General features: G+C 46.0%; 3 protein-coding genes and 1 pseudogene. All 4 read left to right on the forward strand.

The genetic code is table 11. From position 1 onward, the window contains the following. On the forward strand, window positions 1-992 hold a 992-nt coding region (locus GRP75_RS21745; protein ID WP_237449132.1), incomplete at its 5' end, for a DUF5702 domain-containing protein. Beyond that, window positions 961-1,956, forward strand: a complete 996-nt coding sequence (locus GRP75_RS21750; RefSeq protein ID WP_028543025.1) for a TadE/TadG family type IV pilus assembly protein — start codon at window positions 961-963, stop codon at window positions 1,954-1,956. The genes GRP75_RS21745 and GRP75_RS21750, both read left to right, overlap by 32 nt. 94 nt (window positions 1,957-2,050) lie before the next feature. Beyond that, window positions 2,051-2,563, forward strand: a complete 513-nt coding sequence (locus tag GRP75_RS21755) for an A24 family peptidase (RefSeq protein ID WP_023987627.1) — start codon at window positions 2,051-2,053, stop codon at window positions 2,561-2,563. 63 nt (window positions 2,564-2,626) lie between these two features. After that, window positions 2,627-3,576 (forward strand): annotated as a pseudogene (locus GRP75_RS21760) (DUF6382 domain-containing protein); the annotation flags it as partial.

Below are 3,576 nucleotides of genomic sequence, written 5' to 3' on the forward strand. Positions count from 1 at the left end.
CTTGGGTGGGACCTGCCAATGTACTCGACGGTGAAGCCAAAATGATGGATACGCGACGTGGACCGGACAAAGAACGCAAGAAAATGGAAAAGGAGGCGAAAAACAAGCTTAAACAAGCCTATCGGATCATTGAGGTTCTTTCCAAAAGTAAACAAAGTGCAGAACAATTCCAAAATATGGAGCGGTATTACAATGAAAGTATTTCGTTTAACCAGTCTACATCCAGTCCATCTGTATCCGCTGATTTGCCCTATGACACCTATGATGCTGCGGGAGCTTCCATGGATAGTATGGATGGTCTATACGGGTCGGCATCCAATTTACTGACTCAACTGGGAGACGAGTTTTACCAGAATGAATATGCACTTTCTTACTTCCATCATGTGGATTTTAGCCGTTTTGGCAGTTTGGCCGGATCGGGTGGAAATGTGGGAAATGCTGCACAGATTTTGGGAGATCAGCTGGAGGTGAATAATCAGGAAGTTGAGTATATCCTGTATGGCTTCCATAATCCGACGGGTAATCTGGCATCCGCCTATGGAGAAATTTTTGCTATGAGACTTGCCATTCGAACAATGGAGGGATTGGTTAAAAACAGCTCAAAAGGTAATCCGCTGGTCGTTTTGGCGGCAGCTTTGTTATATGGAGTAGAAAAAGCGATAGAAGATATGATTATGCTGGCACAAAAGGGAGACGTGCCATTGTCTGATTTTCTGAAATTTCGAATGACATACAAGGATCATTTGCGATTGTTCCTGATGCTCCATAGCAATAATGAACGAAAAATGTCCCGTATGCTTGCTCTGATCCGCCTGAATACAGATGTCAATCCTGCTGAGCGGCAAACGTATGCAACGGGTGAGGTCAAGAATGGGATGAGGCTGTGGTTTCTACCTGGGGTAATGAAGATGCTCGGAACCGCCTCAAAAGAAGGCGAGAGTATTAAGGGAAGTGTGTACTATGTCACGAAAACAGCGCATTTTTCCTATTAATCGGTGTTTACGGAAAGTTTGTGGGCAGAAGCAATGTGAACAAGGAAGTATTGTTTTAGAAGCGTCACTGGTGTTGCCAATGTTTCTGTTTTTTATTATTTTTCTCATTTATATGGTTCAGATGACGCTGGTATCCACAGCCTTGCAGAACACCGCTTCAGAAGCGGTTAAGCAGGTTTCGACTAAAATTTACCCAGTTTCTCTAGCCGTGGAGGCGGCGTCCGCGAAAATAGATGCAGTCCGTGAACCGCTGGATGAATTGCCCAAGTTATCTGTGAGTGAATATGCAAGCCAATTCGCTGCCCAGTTGCCACCTCCAATTGGTGATTGGGTAGAAAGCGCTGTTCAGGGCGGTCAAAAGCCGATGGAGGAGCTGCGGGGGCGATTTACGGAAGCTGCACTCGATCCTGTTCTGAAGCCGATGCTAAAGCCTTTTATGGAGGAAAGCATTCTGGAGTATGACCGTATTCATATAACGAGTGTACATGTACCTGCTCTTACAGGAACTAAGGACCCTTATTTTAGAGTAGAGCTATCGTATGAACTGCCGATGAAGGTCCCCTTTTTGTATCGCAGCATTGTGCTTCAAGCGGCGGCAGAGGAACGTCTCTGGATTGGGAACACAGGGGAGGGGACAGGTACAGGAGAGGCAACAGCGGATAAGGATGCGCAGCATTCCATACAGTTGCTCGTTAAGCCTGAACCTGCTGTGAAGGGTGTGTACAATTTGATCAAGGCCAAGGTTGAGCCTGGGACGAATGCTAATCTTTCTGTACTTTATAAGTCGGGCCAAAGCACGGCCCAGCATTTGGGCTGGACCTCTGCCAATGCGGACGGGATTATTGAATGGAACTGGTTTGTGGGAACGAACACAACACCCGGTCAATGGAGCTTTGTGATTGAAACAGAGGACGGTCAACGTATAGAAGTTCCGTTTACCGTGGAAAAGCCAGCTGATGGTTAGATAGGATCGACTCGACATAGACGGACAGGAATAACTACGATGGAAAGTGATTTGGTAGTCTGCTAGTTCTATTTTATAAAGGGGGAAGATCGCATTGACGTGGATGTATATTGTATGCGGAGTTCTGCTCGCGATTGCGTTAGTTACGGATTTACGTAGCATGAAAATCCCTAATAAGCTTACATTGCCCGGCATAGTGGTAGGCTTGGTGTTCAATACTCTGTTTGGAGGGTGGCACGGTTTTTTATTTGCTGTTGCTGGACTGGGTACCGGATTTGGGTTCATGCTGATTTTGTACTGGATGGGAGCTGTTGGTGCAGGAGATGTAAAGCTGTTCGGCTTGATTGGAGCATGGACAGGTGCTGCTTTTGCATGGCAGTCAGCTTTATATTCGATTTTTTTTGCAGGTATTATTGGCATAGGGATTTTGCTATGGAAGAGGGAAACCATCATGAGACTGCGGCGCGTGGCTTTTAATTTAGGAGGATTTTTTCTATTTCGCAGCGGCAAAGCGCTGACCACTGGAAATGAAGCACACCTCAGGTTTCCTTTTATGACCGCAGTCATTCCGGGAGCGATCAGTGCTTATCTTTACTTCTTGCCATGACATGTCCGCTGGGGGAGATCATGCTACCTCACGGAGATAGGAAATTGTTAAGGAGGTCATGAATTGTTTGGTTTAAGCAGGGATTTTGCGCGGAACGGCGGGACATTTATGATTCTAAACAAGGAAGACGGGCTCAAGACCGATGATTTAAATTCCGTACAGACCGGCATGATGACTGGTAATCGGATTCCCGGTCTGCTGGAACTTAGAATAAAGGAAGTCGATTTTCAGATAGAGTTACATTACGATATTTCGGGGCAACGCATGCTTTCCCAGTTATGGAAAGGTGGGAGCGTGTCGACTTCTGATTTCTACCGGATTCTTTTTGAAGTGGCAGATGCCCTCCATCGCAGCCCGCAATATATGTTAGATATCCGCCAGTTTATTTTGCACGAGGATTATATTTTTCTAAGTGGTTCAGGTACAAGGGAAACCGCCAGTTTAACCTATGTTCCTTTACGCAGTTTACAGTATGCAGGGCAAACAGGCAGTCAATTTAAGCAGATGGTTATTCGTTTAATGACTCGTGTGGCCCACCTTCAGGGAGAATATATACAACGCATACTCGATCTGTGTGATAGAAATGAATTTGAATTGGGATTGCTAAAGGAACTGCTATTGCAAGGAATGAAGGCTGGTACAGAGAGTGCTAGCGTGAAGGGAGAAAGTATGGAAGGGCGAGCTTTTTCATCAGCCGACCCTATCATATCTGCTCATACCTCACAGGGGAACTATACTGATCGTGGCGGAACATACGGGCAAGAGCATCGGGAGACTCTGCAGGAGATTCAGGAGCTTAAACGGATCAATCGGCTCAAACCGTCCGTGAAACCAGAGGAGAATTCTGAGCTTGTAACAGAAAACGAAGTAGAAGATGTGGAGCCTGGATTGCAAAAATATAAAACCTACATTACTCTCGGATGTCTGCTCGCTTCGGCTATCGTGTGGCGTTATATTTATCTGGATCATCCAGAGACGGTACCGTTGATCATTCCGTGGTGCTGACCTTGGTA

The sequence above is a fragment of the Paenibacillus sp. OT2-17 genome (assembly GCF_009827695.1).
Classification (GTDB): Bacteria; Bacillota; Bacilli; order Paenibacillales; family Paenibacillaceae; genus Paenibacillus; species Paenibacillus polymyxa_B.

Coding starts and splice junctions, on each gene's coding strand:
- GRP75_RS21750 (WP_028543025.1), top strand. CDS start 961: ATGTCACGAAAACAGCGCATTTTTCCTATTAATCGGTGTTTACGGAAA.